Here is an 18,898-nt window from a genome sequence, read left to right as displayed (position 1 = left end):
AAGGCCCCGTCTGCGATTTTCTCGGTTGCCCCGGCGTCACTGGTTCGTTTAGTGCTGAACTATATTCTGGAGGAACCCCGGCCATGTCCGAAAACCAAACCCTGCGCCAGGCGGCATTGTTCTATCACGAGCACCCAAAGCCCGGAAAACTGGAAATCCGGGCCACCAAGCCGATGGCAAACGGACGCGATCTGTCGCGCGCCTATTCCCCCGGCGTCGCCGAAGCCTGCCTTGAGATCAAGAAAGACCCGGCAAACGCTGCACGCTATACCACCAAGGCCAATCTGGTCGGCGTCGTTTCCAACGGCACTGCGGTTCTGGGGCTGGGCAACATCGGCGCGCAGGCCAGCAAACCGGTGATGGAAGGCAAGGCCGTCCTCTTCAAGAAATTCGCCAATATCGACTGTTTCGATATCGAGGTGGATGAATCCGACCCAGAAAAGCTGGCGGACATCGTCTGCTCGCTGGCGCCCACCTTTGGGGCGATCAACCTTGAGGACATCAAGGCGCCGGATTGTTTCATCGTCGAAAAGATTTGTCGCGAGCGGATGAGCATCCCGGTGTTTCATGACGATCAGCATGGCACCGCGATCGTCGTAGGTGCCGCGGCCAAGAACGCGGTTCATATCGCCAAGAAGCCCTTTGCAGACATCCGGGTCGTCAGCACCGGCGGCGGTGCAGCGGGGATCGCCTGCCTGAACATGCTCGTCAAAATGGGCGTCAAGCGCGAGAACATCTGGCTGTGCGACATACACGGGCTGGTCTACGAAGGCCGTGCCGAGGACATGAACCCTCAAAAGGCAAGCTTTGCCCAGAACAGCGACAAACGGACGCTGGACGATGTCATCGACGGGGCCGATCTGTTTCTGGGGCTGAGCGGGCCAAATGTTCTGAAGCCCGAAATGGTGCAGAAGATGGCGGATCGACCGATCATCTTTGCGCTGGCGAATCCAGACCCTGAAATCATGCCCGACGCCGTGCGCGAGGTCGCACCGAACGCAATCATAGCCACCGGACGCAGCGACTTTCCAAATCAGGTCAACAACGTGCTGTGTTTCCCGTTTATCTTCCGGGGCGCGCTGGACGTCGGTGCAACCGAGATCAACGACTCCATGCAGCTGGCCTGTATCGACGGCATCGCCGAATTGGCGCGGGCCACCACCAGCGCTGAGGCCGCGGCAGCCTATAGCGGTGAGCAACTGACATTCGGGGCGGACTACCTGATCCCGAAACCATTTGACCCACGCCTTGTTGCCGTCGTTTCGGCCTCGGTTGCGCAGGCCGCGATGGATACCGGCGTGGCCGCGCGCCCGATTGAGGACATGGCCGCCTATCGCCAGCGTCTGAATCAAAGCGTGTTCAAATCCGCCCTGTTGATGCGCCCTGTGTTTCAGGCCGCCCGCGAAGCCAGCCGCCGTATCGTGCTGTGCGAAGGCGAAGACGAACGCGTGTTGCGTGCCGCACAGGCGATCCTGGAAGAGACCACAGAAACCCCTATCCTGATCGGTCGTCCCGAAGTGATGGAGCAACGGTGCGAGCGCTTTGGCCTGGAGATCCGACCCGAGCGTGATTTCCAACTGGTCAATCCCGAGAATGATCCGCGCTATTACGATTACTGGAACAGCTATCACACGCTGATGCAGCGCAAGGGTGTCACCCCCGACATCGCCAAGGCGATCATGCGCACCAATGCGACCGCCATCGGAGCGATCATGGTGCAGCGCGGCGAGACCGACAGCATGATCTGCGGCACGTTCGGCGAATACCGTTGGCACCTGAATTATGTGTCCCAGATTCTCGGCTCCAAACAGCTTTCGCCGCACGGGGCGCTGTCGATGATGATCCTCGAAGACGGGCCGCTGTTCATTGCCGATACTCATGTGCACCAATTGCCCGACGCTGCCGAACTCGCCGAAATCGCCATTGCGGCGGCGCGCCACGTTCGCCGCTTTGGCGTCGAACCCGAGATCGCGTTCTGCTCGCAGTCGCAATTCGGCAATCAAGCCGAAGGCTCGGGCAAACGGTTGCGGGATGCCATCGCTATCTTGGACAGCGAACCGCGTGATTTCACCTATGAAGGCGAAATGAACATCGACTCAGCACTTGATGCGGACCTGCGCGCGCGTATTTTCCCGAGCTCGCGCATGAAAACCAACGCAAATGTCCTGATCTTTGCCCATTCAGACGCGGCCAGCGGGGTGCGTAATATCCTCAAGATGAAGGCGGGCGGGCTCGAAGTGGGGCCAATCCTGATGGGCATGGGCAACAAGGCACATATTGTCACGCCCGCGATCACCGCGCGCGGACTGCTCAACATGGCGGCAGTCGCTGGCACACCGGTCGCACAATACGGATAGGTGCCATTGAAATGGCCGTGCCTTGCCGCCCCGGCGGTCGGGCACGGCACTACGGAAAAAGATGCATTTTTTGCATATCATTGTTTGCGGATTTGCAAATCCGCATTGATCAGCGGATATAGCCGCATAAATCAGGTTGGTTTGCAAAGTTTGCACGCAAGATCGACCGAAACTTGCAAATTTCTTGCGTCCTTCTGCCGCTGATACCGGTAACGACCTTGCCTGACGCAGCGTTACTCCACTACACAATCCGAAACGCAGGAGGAGGACATTCCATGAGTTATTCTGAGGTCTATTCTGGATGGAAAAATGACCCGGAGGGCTTCTGGATGGAAGCCGCCAAAGGCATCGACTGGGTCACCGCGCCAAGCAAGGCGCTGAATTACGAACGGGCGCCGATCTACACGTGGTTTGACGATGGAATGGTCAACACCTGTTACAATGCGGTGGACCGCCATGTCGAAGCTGGACGCGGGGCGCAAACGGCCGTCATCTATGACAGCCCGATCACCCAGACCAAGCACAAGATTTCTTATACCGAGTTGCGCAGCCGCGTGGCGTCGTTGGCCGGGGCCTTGCGGGCAAAAGGCGTGGAAAAAGGCGATCGCGTCATCATCTACATGCCGATGGTGCCCGAAGCGTTGGAAGCTATGCTCGCCTGTGCCCGCATCGGCGCGGTTCACTCCGTGGTGTTCGGCGGTTTCGCCGCCAACGAACTGGCTGTGCGCATCGACGATTGCAAACCCAAGGCGATCATCGCCGCGTCCTGCGGCATCGAGCCGGGGCGCGTGGTGCATTACAAACCCCTGCTCGACGGGGCCATTGATCTGGCGGATCACAAACCCGATTTCTGCGTTATCTTCCAGCGCGAACAAGAGGTTGCGCACTTGGAAGAAGGTCGCGATCACGATTGGCATGGATTCCAATATGGAGTCGAGCCTGCGGAATGCGTCCCGGTCGAGGGCAGCCATCCCGCATATATCCTCTACACCTCAGGCACGACCGGCGCCCCCAAAGGCGTGATCCGCGCCACAGGCGGGCATCTGGTCGCACTGAACTGGACAATGAAGAACATCTATAATGTGGAACCGGGAGACGTGTTCTGGGCCGCGTCGGATGTGGGCTGGGTCGTTGGTCACTCCTACATCTGTTATGCGCCGCTGATCCACGGCAACACCACCATCGTATTCGAAGGCAAACCGGTCGGGACCCCCGATGCAGGCACGTTCTGGCGGGTGATTGCCGAGCACCGGGTCAAATCCTTCTTTACCGCCCCCACCGCCATCCGCGCCGTCAAACGCGAGGACCCCAAAGGCGAGTTTGCCGCGCAATATGACATCTCTTGCCTCAAAGCGCTGTATCTCGCAGGCGAGCGCGCGGATCCGGATACCATCGAATGGGCGCAAAAGCTGTTGAACGTGCCGGTGATCGACCACTGGTGGCAGACCGAAACCGGTTTTGCCATTGCCGCCAACCCGCTGGGTGTAGAGCATCTGCCGGTCAAGATCGGCAGCCCTTCGGTGCCGATGCCGGGCTATGACGTGCAGATCCTCGATGAGGCCGGCCACCCGATGAAACCCGGTGAGTTGGGCGCCATCGCAGTCAAGCTGCCGCTGCCGCCGGGCACCCTGCCCAACCTGTGGAACGCCGAAGATCGATTTGTGAAATCCTACCTCACCACGTTCCCCGGCTTTTATGAAACCGGCGATGCGGGGATGATCGACGAAGACGGGTATCTTTACATCATGGCCCGCACCGACGACGTAATCAACGTCGCCGGGCATCGCCTGTCGACCGGCGCGATGGAGGAGGTTCTGGCCGCCCATCCCGAGGTTGCAGAATGCGCTGTGATCGGCGTGACAGACCAGCTCAAGGGTCAGATGCCAGTTGGCTTTCTTTGCCTGAACACCGGCGTCAATCGCGAGCACAAGGAGATCGTTGGCGAAGTGGTCAAATTGGTCCGCGAAAAGATCGGCCCGGTCGCGGCCTTTAAACTTGCCGTTGTCGTCGACCGCCTGCCAAAAACCCGCTCGGGCAAGATCCTGCGTGGCACGATGGTCAGGATTGCCGACAGCGAAACCTACAAGATGCCTGCAACCATCGACGATCCTGCGATTCTGGACGAAATCGAGGAAGCGTTGCAAACCATAGGCTACGCCAAATAGGCACCTGTCCCACCCGGCTGGCTCGGGTGGGCACCCTATCCGCTGCTCTTGATCCCCGCGAGATATTCGTCGGAATAGTCCACCTCGATTTCGATCCAGATGGGCAGGTGGTCCGACATTTCATGGGTGGTCCAACCGGGATAGCTGCTCGGCCAGTTGGCATAGGGTTTGCCCGTATCCGGTTTACTGCGGATATCCATTGCGATCTGTTCATAGGCGGCCACGTCTTCGGGCCGGAACACGGTTCCGCGCCAGTCAAACTTGCCTTTGCGCAGCAGTCGGGTTTCGGTCCCCTCACCAGAAAATGCGATATGATCAAACAACTTGTCCCCGCCCAAGTTCGTCGCACCGAAATCAGGGACGAACATGCCGGCCTCCTTTAGCGCGGCCATTGTCTCGTCCTCGCTGCTTTCGATGTTCATGTCGCCCAACAGGACATAGACCTCGCCTTCCTTTTTCGCCCGCGCGGTCAGGGTCGAGGCCAGCGCCGAAATCTCGCGCGCCCGCAGCCCCAAATCGTCACCGAACCGGATATGCGCCGTACACAGCGTGAACCGGAACCAGCCCGCCTGAAATGAAGCAAAGAAAGGCGAGCGGGCGATCTGTTCTCCCTCAATCAATGCCTCGCGCGGCAGAACGATTTCACCGATCAGATTGCGAAACGTGACCTTGTTGCGGTTATAGAGAAACGCCATCCGTTCGTCATTGCCCGCATCCCCCGAGGTCACATCGGTGACAAAGTAATCCCAATTGTCGCCAAGCAGGACCATCAGCCGTTTCAGCGGCCCGAGATCGGGTTTGATTTCCTGTATTGCGCAGATGTCGAAATGGTCGATGATCTCGGCGATATAGTGATAGCTCTCGTCTAGCCGACTGCGTCCACCGTCAAAGGCGCGGATGTTCCATGACCCGATTACCAGCGAATCGGGGCGACGCAGATCGGTGATCTGAACCGCCATCGCCGCGCGCAACCGCAGCAATCCATCCGCAATCCAGCCGCGCTGGCCCGGTGCATTACTGCCGGGCGGATAGTCGTTAATGCCTTTGTAAAAGGCCATGATCTGGATCCTCCCGAGACTTCACAAGACCCAATTGGGTTGGCGCAAGCGAACACCCTTCCCCGTACTGGTGCAAGGGTCATGCAGTGGCCCGTTTTCAAATGGTGGCAAAACCTCAGCTGGCGGAAACGACCTTGCCCTGAATCTTGGCCGAAACCGGACCATTGCCCCATCGCCTTGCGATTTCAGTCGTTGCAGCCTCGGTCACCTTACGCAACATGTCCGGCCCGTGCGGTTCGATCTCGCCGCGCAAGGGCGTGCCTTGCACATAGGCAATCGCCGGGTGTGACGCTTTGTGCGCAGTGCTGGTTCCCGTGACGGTCTCGATATCGATCCGGGTGAACCCGGCCGTCGCAAGATCACGCCGCAACTGATCGGCATCGCCATGCCCATGCGGCGTGCGGGCCATAAAGCGTGGCGGTTTATCCGGCAAAAGCCGTGCGGCGACCTGCGTTACCACATCGGCAAATTCGTTGTCGACGATGTCATCCCAGACATTGAACACGAACCGCCCGCCCGGCCGCAGAACCCGTAACGCTTCGGCATAGGCGCGTGGTTTATCGGGAAAGAACATGACCCCGAACTGACAGAGGACCACGTCAAAGCTGTTATCCTCAAACGGCAGGTCCTGCGCATCGCCCTGGTGCCAGCTGAGCCGCGGATCATCCGGTTGCCGTGCCTGTGCACGGGCCAGCATCGGCGGATTGAGGTCACTCACTGAATACTGCGCATCTGCGGCCAGCAGCGGCGCAAGCGCCCGCGTCACCACTCCACTGCCCGCAGCGGTTTCCAAAACCGCCGTGCACGGGCCCGACACTACGCGACGGGCGAGATCGCTTGCGGCCGCCTCAAATATCAGCGGCACCAGATATTCGTCATAGATGTCAGGTATCGACCCGACAAAGGCCTTGTCGTTGTCGCTCATTTGATCCCTCCTGACAGAGATCATCCTACAGGATTTCGGCGCGCCTGTCGCCTCACCTGAATGATGTGCATTCGCCATTGCATTGATCGCCTCCATGCGTACCGTGTCGCCGAAAGGACACCACATGACAAAACCGCTCTGGCAGCTTGATGCCGTTGAAATTTCCGCTCGCACAAAATCCGCCGAATTGACCGCCGCCGAGGTGACTGCCGCCGCGATCACCCGCATGCACGATCAGAACCCGACGCTGAACGCCGTGGTCGAGGATCTGAGCGATGAGGCGATGGATCGCGCCCGCGCTCTGGACGCCGATCTGGCCAGCGGAAAGCCCACCGGGCCGCTGCACGGCGTCCCTGTCACGATCAAGGTGAACGTCGATCAGAAAGGGCACGCCACAACCAATGGCGTAACGGCATTTGCCAACGAGATTGCGCCTGACGATGCACCCGTTGTTGCCAACCTGCTGCGCGCCGGTGCGGTGGTGATCGGGCGCACCAACACGCCCGAATTCTCGTTTCGGGCAGATACAGACAACCCGTTGCATGGGCGCACGAACAACCCTTGGGGCGATCATGTTTCGCCCGGTGGTTCTTCGGGTGGCGCGGCGTCGGCAGTGATGGCCGGGATCGGCGCGCTTGGTCATGGCAACGACATCGGCGGTAGCCTGCGCTTTCCAGCGGCAGCCACTGGCGCAGTGACGGTGAAACCCGGTCTGGGTCGCGTCGCAGCCTGGAACCCCAGCCAGAAAAGTGAGCGTGGAATGCTCGCGCAATCGATGTCTGTGCAAGGGCTGATCGCCCGCTCGGCGGCAGACTTGCACCTTTCGATGCCAGCGGTGATCGCGCCAGATGCGCGCGATCCGTTCCATGTGCCCCTGCCCTGGCGCGGTGCACCACCCGACGCGCCTCTCCGCGTCGGGTTCACCAAGGAGACATATGCATTCGATCTGCATTCCGAAGTGTCAAAGGCACTGGACACCGCCCGCGACGCCTTGGCAGATGCGGGTCACGTGGTCGAAGAGATCACGCCGCCGGACATTCAGGAATCCGGTCTTGCCGGCTATCGCGCGCTTTTGGGAGAGGTGAAGGTATTGATGGGGCCGGACATCCGCGCCTATGGCTCCCCAACGATCCAGGCGATCTTTGACGAGTACTTTGAGCAGTTTCCGCCATATGAAGGCGAAGAGTTGCTGCGGATGATGGCACAGCGCAGCCACTATGCGCGGGAGTGGTCACTGCTTCTCGACCGCTATCCGCTGGTCATCACGCCGTTCCTGCCACAACCGTTCTTTGCACCTGATCGCGACACCGAAGGCGGCGATGGTGTGCAGGAGGTCTTGGGTTCGGCGCTTTGGTCCTATGCAATGAACTTTATGGGCTTGCCCGCCGGCAGCGTCCCGACCCGCCTTGCCGACCTGCCGCAGGGACCACAGCCGATCAATATCCAGATCGTCGGTCAGCGCTGGCGCGAAGACCTCGTTGTTGATGCCTGCGTCGCGATCGAAGAGCGCGTCGGTCGCATGTGCGATAAGTTATGGGCGCGGACAGAATAGTTCCGGATTGAGCGGGCACGCACATTTGCCCGCTCACCACTCCGTGCAGATATGCATATCAATCGTGAGGAAGTGACCAATTCTCATCAGGTCTCTGATCGGCTAAAGCGTCCCGAATTGCATCCGAACAGCAGACGGAACCCGCCATGACTACGCTCATTCTCGGTGCCAGTGGCGCCACAGGACAACTTCTTACAAGGCAATTGCTGCAACGGGGCCAAGACCTGAAGATCGTGGTTCGATCACTCGACGGTCTGCCCGAGGACATCCGAAACCATCAAAAGGTCTCGGCCATTCAGGCGAGCGTTCTCGACCTCAGCGATGCCGAGATGATTGATCTCGTTCGCGGCTGTCATGCGGTTGCCTCTTGTCTGGGGCATAATCTGACCTTCAGGGGCATGTTTGGAAAGCCCCGCAGGTTGGTTACGGATGCCACGCGCCGGATCTGTGATGCGATCCGATCAACTGAACGGGACACACCGGTCAAGTTTGTGCTTATGAACACGACCGGCAACAGCAACCGCGATTTGAACGAGCCGGTATCGATGGCTCAGAAGTGCGTTATCGGCCTGTTGCGTCTGTTGCTGCCGCCTCATGTCGACAATGAAAAAGCGGCCGATTATCTGCGCGGCGAGATTGGCCAAGGACATCAATTGATCGAATGGGCCGCCGTGCGGCCCGACAACTTGAGTGATGAAAACAAGGTCTCGACCTACGAAATCCATGCCTCTCCGCAGCGCAGCGCGATCTTTGATGCCGGGACAACCAGCCGCATCAATGTGGCGGACTTCATGGCCCGCCTCGTCAGCGACGACGAACTTTGGAAAAACTGGAATGGCCAGATGCCGGTCATCTACAACGCCACTCAACGTAAATAGAAACGCGCACCCGGTTTCAAAGAAATACGGGCGCAGAGTCTCCTCTGCGCCCGGGTCGTACTCAAAAAAACTCGTTAAAAGAACCACTCACTCATGCGGTACTCTTTACCAACACCACTCACTTACTCCGTACTCTTTGCCAACTTACTCGCTACAATAGATACACCTTGCCAGAAGCCGTCGTCGCTATCTGTGAGCATGATCACACAAGGTGAAAAAATGATGGAAAACTCGTGATTTTTTTTGCCGCAATTTGTCGACAAGAGGTTGAGGCGCCGGGACAACCCGGCAGCAGAATCACGTAAACTGTTCAGAAATAAGGCGTTCTTCCAATCCATGGCCCGGATCAAAGAGAATTCTATGTTCGATTGCGGGATCTGATTTTATTTCGACCCAATCGATATCCATGATCGAACTCGAATCCGCGTCTGCCATCACTGGTCGCTTGTCCGCCTCAAGCACGTCAAAGCGGACCTTGGCGGTCTTGGGTACCAAAGCTCCGCGCCAACGGCGGGGCCGGAAAGCCGCGATTGCAGTGAGCGCCAGCACATCCGAACCGATCGGCAAAATCGGGCCATGCGCGGAATAGTTATAGGCGGTGGACCCCGCCGGAGTCGCCAGCAGCGCACCGTCACATACCAACTCTGACAGCCGCACCCGACCATCGACCGTTATCTTGAGCCGCGCCGCCTGTGGGCCCGCGCGCAGCAGCGAGACTTCGTTGATCGCCAGCGCCTTGTGCTCTCGGCCGAACTGGTCCATCGCCTGCATCGACAGCGGATTGATCACTTCCTCTTCCGCGTCATGAAGCCGCTCCATGAGATCGGTTTCGCTGTATTCGTTCATGAGAAAGCCGATAGTGCCCCGGTTCATCCCGTAGACCGCTGCCGGTAGTCCCTGTGCTGTGTGAAGCGTGCGCAGCATGAACCCATCGCCGCCAAGTGCAACGATCACATCCGCCTCTTCGGGCTTGGCGTTGCCATACCGCCCGATCAGAACAGCGCGGGCGGTCTGTGCTACCGGGGCTCTGCTGGCCAGGAACGCGATTCGTAATGTCATGGCGTCAGGTTTCCGGTGTTGCGCATTCGGTTCCGAAACAACCACACCTTTCCCTGCATGACCAGCCTTGCTACTCTGAAGCCGCATTTCGCCGGTTTATCGTCTTTTACTCTCTGGCCGCTCGACATAGTTTCCCGTTGAAAATTGGCCTACACCATTCCCTGTCCAGATCGGAGCCCTCCATGACCGCGTCAAATCCTGATACCGGCTTTTTCACGACCCCCCTCGCCGACCGCGACCCCGAGATTTTCGGCGCCATCCAGAAAGAACTTGGCCGCCAGCGTGACGAGATCGAACTGATCGCGTCCGAAAACATCGTGAGCACCGCCGTCATGCAGGCCCAAGGCTCGGTGATGACCAACAAATATGCCGAAGGCTATCCCGGACGTCGCTATTATGGCGGCTGCCAATATGTCGACATCGCCGAGAACCTCGCGATCGAGCGCGCCTGCAAGCTGTTTGATTGCGGCTTTGCCAACGTGCAACCAAACTCCGGATCGCAGGCAAACCAGGGTGTGTTCACAGCGCTGTTGCAGCCGGGCGATACCATCTTGGGGATGAGCCTTGATGCCGGTGGTCACCTGACTCACGGCGCGCGCCCCAACCAGTCGGGCAAATGGTTCAACGCGGTGCAATATGGTGTGCGCAAACAGGACAACCTGCTTGATTATGATCAGGTGCAGGAACTGGCGACCGAGCACAAGCCCAAGCTGATCATCGCCGGTGGCTCTGCCATCCCGCGCCAGATCGACTTTGCCAAGATGCGCGAAATTGCCGACAGTGTCGGTGCTTGGTTGCACGTGGACATGGCGCATTTCGCCGGTCTGGTTGCCGCAGGGGAACATCCATCGCCCTTCCCGCACGCCCATGTGGCCACCACCACCACCCACAAGACCCTGCGCGGTCCGCGTGGCGGGATGATCCTGACCAACGACGAGGCGCTTGCCAAGAAATTCAACTCGGCAATCTTTCCCGGCATTCAAGGTGGCCCGCTGATGCATGTGATCGCGGGCAAGGCCGTCGCCTTTGGCGAGGCGCTTCAGCCCGGCTTCAAGGATTATATCAAACAGGTCGTCACCAACGCACAGGCGCTGTCGGATCAGCTGATCAAAGGCGGTCTTGATACCGTGACCCACGGCACTGACACCCATGTGGTGCTGGTCGATCTGCGCCCCAAAGGGGTCAAGGGCAACGCAACGGAAAACGCTCTGGGTCGCGCCCATATCACTTGTAACAAGAACGGCGTACCGTTTGACCCTGAAAAGCCGACCGTAACGTCCGGCATCAGGCTTGGCAGCCCGGCAGGCACCACGCGTGGCTTTGGCGAGGCGGAATTCCGTCAAATCGCCGACTGGATCATCGAAGTGGTTGATGGATTGGCCGCCAATGGTGAAGACAACAATGCCGCGGTCGAAGATAAGGTCCGCGCCGAAGTCGCCGCCCTCTGCGCCCGCTTCCCAATCTATCCCGATCTCTGAGGTCAGTACCCGTTGAACGGTTCAACATGACATTTGCGGGGCGGCGTCAATTCTGACGCCGCCCCGCGCCGCTTGGGCAGCCCCTTTCAGGCTGGGCGATTAGAATGGCCCCTACTTTGCTCTGAATCGGGGAGTTTTCGATTGCCACGGCCTGGCATTCGCTGCAGCCCACCGCATTTGCTGCCTAAAAAGACATTCGGCCGACTAAAAACGAGCCAACTCTCCTTTTGCGTGAGAAACATGTCGCCAATATGTACGATTTTGCTAATCTGGGGTCTGCAGACGTTAGATTTTGCGAGAATTTTACATTTATGGGGGTTGCCGTGGACATCTTGAACTGGATTTTCAATCTCATCAATGACCTGACTTGGGGGTGGGCGCTCGTACCCATTCTTGTGATTTTCGGCGTGTTCTTTACGGCAGCCAGTCACTTTGTGCAGCTTCGCTTTTTCAAGCGCATGTTCTCGGTTCTCAAGAGCGACGACACGGCAGACCCCAACAAGATTAGCGCCCGCGAAGCACTATTCGTCTCCGTCGGCGGGCGTGTGGGCGGTGGCAACATCGCCGGTGTCGCCGTGGCAATCACCATCGGTGGACCCGGCGCGGTGTTCTGGATGTGGATGATTGCACTTGTGGGAATGTGTACCGCCCTGATCGAAGCGACGCTCGCCCAGCTTTACAAACGCACCACGCCAGAGGGCGACTATCGCGGCGGGCCTGCGATGACCATTATCTATGGGCTCGGCACGAACTATCGCTGGCTGGCGCTGATTTATGCGGTCTGCCTGATCTTTTCCTTCTCGATCGGCTTTAACGCCTTTCAAGGCAATACCGTTGCCGGCGCAGCGCTCGACAGCATGGAGATTCCCCGCGTCTATACCGGCGCGCTGCTCTCGATCGTCACCGGCTTTATCATATTCGGCGGCATCCACCGTATCGCCAAGGCGGCAGATGTCATCATTCCGATCATGGCGCTTGGCTATCTTGCAATGGCGCTGATCATCATCGTGTTGAACATCGCCAGCGTGCCGGGGGTCATCGTGGACATTGTTGCCAACGCCCTTGGCTTTCGCGAAGCGGTCGCCGGCGGTATGGGCGCAGCCATCGCACAGGGCCTGCGTCGGGGATTGTTTTCGAACGAGGCCGGGTTGGGGTCCGCACCGAACGTGGCTGCGACGGCCTATGTGAAACACCCGGTGAGCCAGGGCATCACCCAATCGCTGTCGGTCTTTATCGACACGATTATCATCTGTTCCTGCACAGCCTTCGTCATCTTGCTGTCTGACGTCTATCAACCCGGCGCAGAAGGCATCGACGGCGTAGCACTGACCCAGCAATCGATGGTCAGCGCATTGGGCGAATGGTCGCAATATTTTCTGACCCTTGCGATCCTGCTCTTTGCTTTCTCGTCGATCATGTACAACTACTATCTCGGTGAAAACGCGCTGTCCTTTATGACCGACAATCCCTCTGCGATTCTGGTTTTGCGCGTCGCGATCATCGGCATCGTCTTTCTCGGTGCGGTAGCACCCGGTGCAATGACGGTGTTCTCCTTCTCCGATCCGATGATGGGCATTCTTGCGGTCGTGAACCTGCTCGCGCTGATGATGCTGTTTCCGGTTGCCATGAGGATGATCCAGGATTTCCGCACGCAACTTGCGCAGGGCATCGACAAACCGGTATTTGATCCCGCGAAGTTTTCGGATCTCGATACCGACCCGACCGCCTGGCCGGATGCGCCGCAGGCCAAAGTAGATGCGGCGGCAGCGGGGTCCGTGCCTGCCAAAGGCTGACCACCGCGCCGCACAATAGCGAACGGTAGGAGCCTCCCGGCTCCTACCCTACTCTGATTGATATCGTGGTCTTAAAGAAACCCGCGCCAGTTCAGCACGACGAGCACAAGCACGCTGAGCGCAATCAGGCCAAAAGCGAGGCTGCCTGCGAGGCTCAGCCACCAGCCCTTGCGCCGATCCGCCAGATCGATCCCATCAAGATAGGCGCGCACCTCGCTGTTCGCTGCAATCAGCGCTGACGCATCAACCGTCCGGGCCAACTTGGGATGTGCAAGAAACGGCTCGGCCTTTTGCAGCACTTCATAGCTTTTGAACACCCGACGCGGCAACAACCGCTTCGCGGGGGTGCGCGCAGCCTGCAAGGTGCGCGCACGGATACCCAGCTTCTCACGCATTGCTGCCAGCACTGCGGTCGTAGTGGCCTCAAAATCCTGCGGCTCGGTCATGCTGTCTCCTGTCATGCGGCCCGATGGCCCTGCCTTACCGTCCCGATGCGTCCGCATCAACAGGTCTGGCCCTGCCTCGCAACTGCCGCTATCACAAATCCATGTTGAATATGATTATCCATGGCACCCCGACCGATCTGCCCCCTCTCCTGATTGCGCATGGGCTCTATGGCTCTGCCCGCAACTGGAGCGTCATCGCCAAACGCATTTCTGACACCCGGCAAGTCGTCGCTGTTGATATGCGCAATCACGGCGACAGCCCATGGTCGGACAGCCACAGCTATCCGGACATGGCGGATGATCTGGCCGAAGTGGTTACGCATATTGGCGGCGTTGCCGATGTGGTCGGACATTCCATGGGCGGCAAGGCTTCGATGATGCTGGCGCTTCGCCACCCCGATGCCGTGCGTCGCCTCGTGGTCGCTGACATCGCGCCCGTCAACTATACCCACTCGCAGATATCGTTTATCGAAGCCATGCGTGGCGTTGATCTCTCAACCGTCACCCGCCGTTCAGAAGCAGAAGCCCAACTTGCCGATCTCGGCGTGGAGCGGGCCCTTCAGAGCTTTTTCACGCAATCTTTGGATGTGACCCAAAAATGCTGGAAACTGAATCTCGACACGCTGGCCGCTGAAATGCCAAACATCATGGCCTTCCCGGAAACTGACAGGCACTGGGATGGTCCCGTGCTGTTCCTCTCAGGAGGCGCATCCGACTATGTTCAGCACGAACATCGCGGCGCAATCCGCGCCCTGTTCCCACATGCCCGGTTTGCCAAGCTCCCCGGTGCGGGCCATTGGCTCCACGCCGAAAAACCGCGCGAATTCGAAGCGTCCCTGCGCGCCTTTCTGGTCGCCTGACCACTTCAGGTCGCTGGCTCGATTGACCTTGTCGCATCGGTCGGCAGGAGATCCGTTACAGTGAACTTCGCCGTCGTCGTGCCAGATCTGAGTGTGGCGCTTCGACTATAGGCCGATACCTTACCCATCGCCCAATGCGTCGAAATTTACGATTAAGCTGCCCTACGCTGGCTTAGATCAGAATGCTCTAGGCCTGCTTACGTGTTCTGGTTGACGGCTCTGCCCCATAGAGTTTGTGCGCCACGAGATAGGCTGCTGGCACCGCCAGAACAGCGCCACTCGCCGCCGCAACAAGAATCGGCATAAGCGTTCCATACCCGGTTACCAGAATCACTATCACCGCGATTCCGGCAAAGCTGGTCGAAATCAATGAATAGAGAATCATCGCGAGACGGATCATCAAATGCTCCTGTTAACATTCAGCCACAAAAGTAGGCTTAGAGCTTATTGTCGGCGTTGGCCTTGATTGGGATCAACCCGACGGTGCCAAATCCTCAACAGAAACCCAGCCAGTGGATACATAAAAATATATGTATTTCAAATTCATAGACTACGTTTCTGCTCGAAATCTGGTGCGTTTCATCGGCCCGAGATGGCTTCGCCCCTCCAGCTTTTGCACTCTAAGAGCCGCAAACCACTCGCCTAGATTGAAGGCATTTCGCGAACACACGGCAAGATCGCGCCGATTTATGGACCACCGACCAAAGGCGCATTAGCTATTTGTTAATCTTTTTGCCAATATATTTGTTAACTAATATTCAACCCGCCGGAGATTCTGCAGCTGATGCTGGCCCACCTCGTCCTTTCCGTAGCCTTCGGGCTGATCACCGCCTTAGTCGCGGCGATAATGGGGTCTGGGTTCGGAACAGTCTTCTTGTGGTATCTGGGCGGTTGTTGGGGCGGCTTCCTCTTTAGTATCGCATTGCAGTTAATTCTTCGCTCGGCGTTGCCATCCTCCGCCTCCCCCAACGTGCGACGCGCCGCATCCTGATCCCCAGTCCAATGTGATGGCCCTGAAATTGGGTCTTGTACCATCTTTGGAAAGCTGGCTTATACGCTCGCAGAACTGATCGGAGATTGCCATGATACGGCCTGTTATCCTCTGCCTCGCCCTGCTGACCCTGACTGCCTGTGAAACCGCCAAAGGTGCCGGGCGTGACATTCAGAAAGCGGGTGGCGCGATCTCCAATACCGCGAGCGATGTTCAAGAAGCGCTCTAGCATCAGGCGGCAATTGGTCGAGCGCACGCAGCGCTAGCTTCAAGATTACATCTTTTGACAAACCGGACCGGGATCAAGAACCGCTGCCTTTGATCGGTTCGGAAATTGCCTGTGGCCGGTAAAATCCGCGTCTCGCGGTAGCTTTCTTGGCGTTGAACCCCGCAGCTAGCCCAATTCTGCAGCCGGCCTCACCTGCTGCAAGCATGGCCACCACGGATACGCGGTAGCGCTTGCACAGGGTTTCACGGATTGGCCGAAACGCGGAAAAATCTGGCAGGCTTACCGCTATGCACACAACCAGCACCGACTATATTGGCGTCATTGCAAAGCCGACACACTCACTCACGGACGCGACGGACAGCGCAACGGTCGCACAGAACGATCACGCGCTGTCCGGAGCACTCTTCAGTTTTCGGTCACTGAATAGGCTCTAAGGCTGTCGACCTCACACCACCAAAAAGACATGTCCATCCGCCGTTGGTCGATCCAACCGTTTTCGTCCATGCGCCCTGAAAATGGCCCGCTTAGCTGTCCATCTTCAACGCAGAGATAAACGCCTCTTGCGGGATATCCACTTTCCCGAACTGGCGCATCTTTTTCTTACCCTTCTTCTGCTTCTCCAGCAGTTTCTTCTTTCGGGTCGCGTCACCGCCATAGCATTTGGCGGTCACATCCTTGCGCAGAGCCGACAGCGTTTCGCGGGCGATCACCTTGCCGCCGATGGCCGCCTGAATCGGGATCTTGAACATGTGACGCGGGATCAAATCCTTGAGCTTTTCACACATCGCCCGCCCGCGCATCTCCGCACGGTCGCGGTGCACCATCATCGACAATGCATCGACAGGCTCGTCATTCACCAGCACCGACATCTTGACCAGATTGTCCTCGCGGTACTCTGTCATCTGATAGTCAAAGCTCGCATAACCCTTGGTCACCGATTTCAGCCGGTCATAGAAATCGAACACAACCTCGTTCAACGGCAGGTCATAGACCACCATGGCGCGGCTGCCGGCATAGGTCAGGTCCATCTGGATCCCGCGCCGGTCTTGGCACAGCTTCAGCACATCGCCGAGATATTCGTCAGGCACGAGGATCGTCGCCTTGATCCGGGGTTCCTCGATGTGATCGACCACCGACAGGTCGGGCATGTCCGCAGGGTTGTGCAGCTCCTCCATCGAGCCGTCTTTCATGTATATATGATAGACCACCGACGGCGCCGTGGTGATCAGCTCGATATCATATTCGCGTTCGATCCGGTCGCGTACGACTTCGAGGTGCAGCAGCCCTAGGAAGCCGCAACGAAACCCAAAGCCCAACGCGGCAGAGGTCTCCATCTCATAGGAAAACGACGCGTCGTTCAGCGCCAGTTTTTCGATGGCGTCGCGCAGGTCCTCAAACTCGGCGGAATCCACCGGGAACAGGCCGCAGAACACCACCGGCACCGAGGGTTTGAACCCCGGCAGCGGCGTTTCACAGCCTCTCTTTTCATGGGTGATCGTGTCGCCCACACGAGTGTCGCGCACCTGCTTGATCGAGGCGGTCAGAAATCCGATTTCGCCGGGGCCAAGCTCGTCCACCACCTGCATCTGTGGGCGGAACACGCCGATACGATCCACCAGATGGGTTGATCCCGACTGGATCATCCGCACCCGGTCGCCTTTTTTCAAGACACCATCCATGATCCGCACCAGAACGATCACGCCGAGGTAACTGTCATACCAGCTGTCGACCAGCATCGCCTTGAGCGGCGCATCGCGGTCGCCCTTGGGCGCGGGCAAATGCTGGACAATCGCTTCCAATGTCTCGCGGATGCCGACGCCGGTCTTGGCGCTGACCCGGATCGCGCCCGAGGCATCAATCCCGATCACATCCTCGATTTGTTCGGCCACCCGGTCACATTCGGACGCGGGCAGGTCGATCTTGTTCAGAACCGGCACGATCTCGTGGTCGGCATCAATCGCCTGATAAACATTCGCCAGCGTCTGCGCCTCGACCCCCTGCGTGCTGTCCACGACCAGAAGCGACCCTTCGACCGCTCGCATGGACCGGGACACCTCATAGGCAAAGTCCACGTGGCCCGGCGTGTCGATCAGGTTCAACACATAGGTCTCGCCGTTGTCCGCGACATAATCGATGCGCACGGTGTTGGCCTTGATGGTAATGCCCCGCTCGCGCTCGATATCCATCGCGTCAAGCAACTGCTCCTTCATGTCCCGGTCCTGAACGGTGCCGGTTTCCTGAATCAGCCTGTCGGCCAGCGTGGATTTCCCATGGTCGATATGCGCGACGATCGAGAAATTGCGGATATGTGCGAGGTCAGTCATGATGCAGGATATGATTTGGTTTTGCGGGGCGGTCAAGCGGGCATGGGCAAGGTAGAGATTACAGATCAGGAAAGCGCGAAGGCGTGGTTGGAGGATCAAACGCATCAGACCCAGATCTGGTTTGCGTCGCGCTGTGCGCTGCGGGCAGTTCCGGGGTTGCAGAAAGAACCGGATGAGACATTTGACCATCTTGCCTTTGCGAGTTTTCGAGCGCTGCTGATCTCAGGGGCTGCGGGCACCTGTCCAGCCCCTGAGATCAGTGCCTTTCAAGAGGCCGCCGACTCCGCCTTCTCCGCCGCCGCCACCGCCGACTCCGCCGCCACCGCCGCCGCCACCGCCGACTCCGCCGCCGCCGCCGCCGCCGCCACCGCCGCCGCCGCCGCCGCCTGCACCGCCGGCGCCAGCGCCGCCACAACTCCTCCAGGCGTGCTGCAGCAGAGATTGCTAGCCGCGCGGGGAGAGAGCATGCTCGCCGCGGGGGAACATAAACTCGCTGTCGAGTACTGGGCCAAGGCGATAATCGGTTGTGGCGACCTTATGGATGTTGGCGCTGTGACGTCCTCGTTGGTGAATCTCAGAGGGCGGGCGGCTTACTTGCGGGCGGCTTACTTGCAAGCCGGCCAGGAATGGCAATTTTCGGCGGCTCTTGCTCGATGCTTGTGTTTTTCGGGCGAAGAGGGAAAAGAGGACAAGTATGGTTCGATTTCGGAGGTTGATTTGGTGGAGGCTATCGACCAGCAGGTGGAGAAACTGGGTGGTGGTGCGCTTTTGACGACCGAGGTT

Annotated in this window: 15 protein-coding genes; 9 read left to right on the top strand and 6 right to left on the bottom strand. The window is 58.6% G+C overall.

Annotated elements, in window-relative coordinates:
- The first annotated feature begins 83 nt into the window (after positions 1-83).
- Both ABJO75_RS19785 and prpE read left to right on the top strand, forming a co-directional pair.
- The gene (locus tag ABJO75_RS19785) at positions 84-2,357 is read left to right on the top strand and encodes an NADP-dependent malic enzyme (RefSeq protein WP_348134609.1); all 2,274 of its coding nucleotides are present in this window, start codon (positions 84-86) and stop codon (positions 2,355-2,357) included.
- A 275-nt stretch (positions 2,358-2,632) separates the two neighbouring features.
- Entirely contained in the window at positions 2,633-4,522 is a 1,890-nt protein-coding gene (prpE, locus tag ABJO75_RS19780) for a propionate-CoA ligase PrpE (protein ID WP_348134607.1), read from the top strand.
- A 35-nt stretch (positions 4,523-4,557) separates the two neighbouring features.
- On the opposite strand, the gene ABJO75_RS19775 is transcribed toward prpE, so the two are convergent.
- A complete protein-coding gene (locus tag ABJO75_RS19775) occupies positions 4,558-5,580 on the bottom strand; it encodes an endonuclease/exonuclease/phosphatase family protein (protein WP_348134605.1) in 1,023 nt (340 codons plus the stop codon).
- A gap of 115 nt (positions 5,581-5,695) precedes the next feature.
- Positions 5,696-6,505, bottom strand: coding sequence for a methyltransferase domain-containing protein (locus ABJO75_RS19770; RefSeq protein ID WP_348134603.1), 810 nt, complete (start codon positions 6,503-6,505; stop codon positions 5,696-5,698).
- A 124-nt stretch (positions 6,506-6,629) separates the two neighbouring features.
- Here ABJO75_RS19770 and ABJO75_RS19765 point away from each other — a divergent pair, with 124 nt between their 5' ends.
- Together ABJO75_RS19765 and ABJO75_RS19760 are read left to right on the top strand one after the other, a co-directional pair.
- Positions 6,630-8,057 (top strand): amidase family protein, encoded by a 1,428-nt coding sequence (locus ABJO75_RS19765; protein ID WP_348134601.1) that lies wholly within the window; start codon positions 6,630-6,632, stop codon positions 8,055-8,057.
- Positions 8,058-8,203: 146 nt separating this feature from the next.
- Entirely contained in the window at positions 8,204-8,935 is a 732-nt protein-coding gene (locus ABJO75_RS19760) for an NAD(P)-binding oxidoreductase (RefSeq protein WP_348134599.1), read from the top strand.
- A gap of 297 nt (positions 8,936-9,232) precedes the next feature.
- Here the strand turns inward: ABJO75_RS19760 and ABJO75_RS19755 are convergent, their stop codons facing one another.
- Positions 9,233-9,994, bottom strand: coding sequence for an NAD kinase (locus ABJO75_RS19755; RefSeq protein WP_348134597.1), 762 nt, complete (start codon positions 9,992-9,994; stop codon positions 9,233-9,235).
- Between the two features lie 182 nt (positions 9,995-10,176).
- On the opposite strand from ABJO75_RS19755, the gene glyA reads away from it, so the two are divergent.
- Both glyA and ABJO75_RS19745 read left to right on the top strand, forming a co-directional pair.
- Positions 10,177-11,472 carry a serine hydroxymethyltransferase gene (gene glyA, locus ABJO75_RS19750; protein ID WP_348134595.1) on the top strand — a complete coding sequence of 432 codons (1,296 nt, stop codon included), beginning with the start codon at positions 10,177-10,179 and terminating at the stop codon, positions 11,470-11,472.
- A 323-nt stretch (positions 11,473-11,795) separates the two neighbouring features.
- Complete coding sequence (locus ABJO75_RS19745; RefSeq protein WP_348134594.1) at positions 11,796-13,265, top strand: alanine/glycine:cation symporter family protein; 1,470 nt, start codon at positions 11,796-11,798, stop codon at positions 13,263-13,265.
- A 71-nt stretch (positions 13,266-13,336) separates the two neighbouring features.
- Here ABJO75_RS19745 and ABJO75_RS19740 read toward each other — a convergent pair whose 3' ends face one another.
- Entirely contained in the window at positions 13,337-13,711 is a 375-nt protein-coding gene (locus tag ABJO75_RS19740) for a hypothetical protein (RefSeq protein ID WP_348134592.1), read from the bottom strand.
- 101 nt (positions 13,712-13,812) lie between these two features.
- On the opposite strand from ABJO75_RS19740, the gene ABJO75_RS19735 reads away from it, so the two are divergent.
- Positions 13,813-14,571, top strand: a complete 759-nt coding sequence (locus ABJO75_RS19735) for an alpha/beta fold hydrolase (RefSeq protein ID WP_348134881.1) — start codon at positions 13,813-13,815, stop codon at positions 14,569-14,571.
- 187 nt (positions 14,572-14,758) lie between these two features.
- Here ABJO75_RS19735 and ABJO75_RS19730 read toward each other — a convergent pair whose 3' ends face one another.
- Positions 14,759-14,971 (bottom strand): hypothetical protein, encoded by a 213-nt coding sequence (locus ABJO75_RS19730; RefSeq protein WP_348134590.1) that lies wholly within the window; start codon positions 14,969-14,971, stop codon positions 14,759-14,761.
- Between the two features lie 682 nt (positions 14,972-15,653).
- On the opposite strand from ABJO75_RS19730, the gene ABJO75_RS19725 reads away from it, so the two are divergent.
- Positions 15,654-15,791 carry an entericidin A/B family lipoprotein gene (locus ABJO75_RS19725; RefSeq protein ID WP_348134588.1) on the top strand — a complete coding sequence of 46 codons (138 nt, stop codon included), beginning with the start codon at positions 15,654-15,656 and terminating at the stop codon, positions 15,789-15,791.
- Between the two features lie 524 nt (positions 15,792-16,315).
- On the opposite strand, the gene lepA is transcribed toward ABJO75_RS19725, so the two are convergent.
- Complete coding sequence (gene lepA, locus ABJO75_RS19720) at positions 16,316-18,115, bottom strand: translation elongation factor 4 (RefSeq protein ID WP_348134586.1); 1,800 nt, start codon at positions 18,113-18,115, stop codon at positions 16,316-16,318.
- Between lepA and ABJO75_RS19715 the strand changes: the two genes are divergently transcribed.
- A partial coding sequence (locus tag ABJO75_RS19715) for a hypothetical protein (protein ID WP_348432540.1) occupies positions 18,062-18,898 on the top strand: 837 nt, incomplete at its 3' end. The two genes, lepA and ABJO75_RS19715, sit on opposite strands and share 54 nt — an antisense overlap.

Origin of the sequence: Sedimentitalea sp. (assembly GCF_039973035.1) — a bacterium.
In the GTDB taxonomy this organism is placed as follows: Bacteria; Pseudomonadota; Alphaproteobacteria; order Rhodobacterales; family Rhodobacteraceae; genus Sedimentitalea.
The sequence above is the reverse complement of the archived record's forward strand: the minus strand, read 5'-3'. Positions and strand labels throughout refer to the sequence as shown.

Coding starts and splice junctions, on each gene's coding strand:
- ABJO75_RS19785 (WP_348134609.1), top strand. CDS start 84: ATGTCCGAAAACCAAACCCTGCGCCAGGCGGCATTGTTCTATCACGAG.
- prpE (WP_348134607.1), top strand. CDS start 2,633: ATGAGTTATTCTGAGGTCTATTCTGGATGGAAAAATGACCCGGAGGGC.
- ABJO75_RS19775 (WP_348134605.1), bottom strand. CDS start 5,580: ATGGCCTTTTACAAAGGCATTAACGACTATCCGCCCGGCAGTAATGCA.
- ABJO75_RS19770 (WP_348134603.1), bottom strand. CDS start 6,505: ATGAGCGACAACGACAAGGCCTTTGTCGGGTCGATACCTGACATCTAT.
- ABJO75_RS19765 (WP_348134601.1), top strand. CDS start 6,630: ATGACAAAACCGCTCTGGCAGCTTGATGCCGTTGAAATTTCCGCTCGC.
- ABJO75_RS19760 (WP_348134599.1), top strand. CDS start 8,204: ATGACTACGCTCATTCTCGGTGCCAGTGGCGCCACAGGACAACTTCTT.
- ABJO75_RS19755 (WP_348134597.1), bottom strand. CDS start 9,994: ATGACATTACGAATCGCGTTCCTGGCCAGCAGAGCCCCGGTAGCACAG.
- glyA (WP_348134595.1), top strand. CDS start 10,177: ATGACCGCGTCAAATCCTGATACCGGCTTTTTCACGACCCCCCTCGCC.
- ABJO75_RS19740 (WP_348134592.1), bottom strand. CDS start 13,711: ATGACCGAGCCGCAGGATTTTGAGGCCACTACGACCGCAGTGCTGGCA.
- ABJO75_RS19735 (WP_348134881.1), top strand. CDS start 13,813: ATGTTGAATATGATTATCCATGGCACCCCGACCGATCTGCCCCCTCTC.
- ABJO75_RS19730 (WP_348134590.1), bottom strand. CDS start 14,971: ATGATCCGTCTCGCGATGATTCTCTATTCATTGATTTCGACCAGCTTT.
- ABJO75_RS19725 (WP_348134588.1), top strand. CDS start 15,654: ATGATACGGCCTGTTATCCTCTGCCTCGCCCTGCTGACCCTGACTGCC.
- lepA (WP_348134586.1), bottom strand. CDS start 18,115: ATGACTGACCTCGCACATATCCGCAATTTCTCGATCGTCGCGCATATC.